This is a genomic window from Clostridium sp. HV4-5-A1G (assembly GCF_900184915.1).
In the GTDB taxonomy this organism is placed as follows: Bacteria; Bacillota; Clostridia; order Clostridiales; family Clostridiaceae; genus Clostridium_B; species Clostridium_B aromativorans.
Genome location: NZ_FXYI02000353.1, coordinates 1 through 1,091, shown reverse-complemented (window position 1 = coordinate 1,091; position 1,091 = coordinate 1). Strand labels below are relative to the sequence as shown.

Here is a 1,091-nt window from a genome sequence, read left to right as displayed (position 1 = left end):
TATCTTCGTCGGCAGCGTCATATGTGTATAAGATACAGGCATATTTTTTTTATCCATTAAATACATCTCCTTATATTATATTTTACCATAATATAATTATAAAACATTTGGGAAATATATCCAATGAATTTTATAACAAAATATATTCTACTTTCTTTTATTAAAACACATTTTTGGGACAAGTTCAATAAAATCAAATATATTTTTTAGCACTTTCTATCCAATTTTTTATTTGATTATTACTTTCATTTTTTATCTCCAAAATTATTTTATTTTCTAAATTCTTTTGTCCATCAATAGAATTATCTTTAAAATTATCACTATTTTCATTTTCTAATTTCATAGAAAATGAAATATTACTATATGTTTCTGAATTATCAAATTTAATAACATAAGATGAATTAATATTATCTATCTTAATAATCTTGCCAGCACCAAAAGATTTATGAATTATCCTATCACCCACATTGAACTGAATATTATTGTTTCTATTGAGAATATTTTCAGAGTTAGTTATAAAATCATTTGCATTATCAATAAAATTTTCTTCTAATTCTACCACATAATTTAGATACTTTTTATCTATATTGAAAATGAATCTTGATGGATATTTATAACTTCCGTCACGATTAATACCTTCCGCATCGCTTAGAAATAATGCATTTTCTGCTCTAGTAAATCCTACATATGCCAATCTACGTTCTTCTTCCATCTTTTCTTTTGTATTTGTTTTCCTACTTGGAAATATTCCTTCATTAAATCCACAAATAAAGACATATGGAAATTCCAATCCTTTTGCTGTATGAATTGTCATCATTTTTACCTTATCCCTATTTTCCTGAATATCTTCGTTAGTATACAATGATACCTGTTGTAAATACTCCTCTAATTTAGTTTCTTCACCCGCACTATTTTCATATTCAGTAATTGAATTTTTTAATTCAGGTGAACTACATCTCCATTGAAATGGAGAGCTTCGGATTCCCAATAAACCCCATGATAGAGCTCCACCGATACATCTCCGGGGTATCCAAACCCACTACTGCTGGTATAGATTTCTCTATCCTACACAGATACTTTTTTAATATGTT

General features: G+C 27.0%; 1 protein-coding gene. It reads right to left on the bottom strand.

Features of this window, described 5'->3' with window-relative positions:
• Positions 1 to 193: 193 nt before the first annotated feature.
• Entirely contained in the window at positions 194 to 988 is a 795-nt protein-coding gene (locus J5G60_RS18445) for a 3'-5' exonuclease (protein WP_229982183.1), read from the bottom strand.
• Positions 989 to 1,091: the final 103 nt, after the last annotated feature.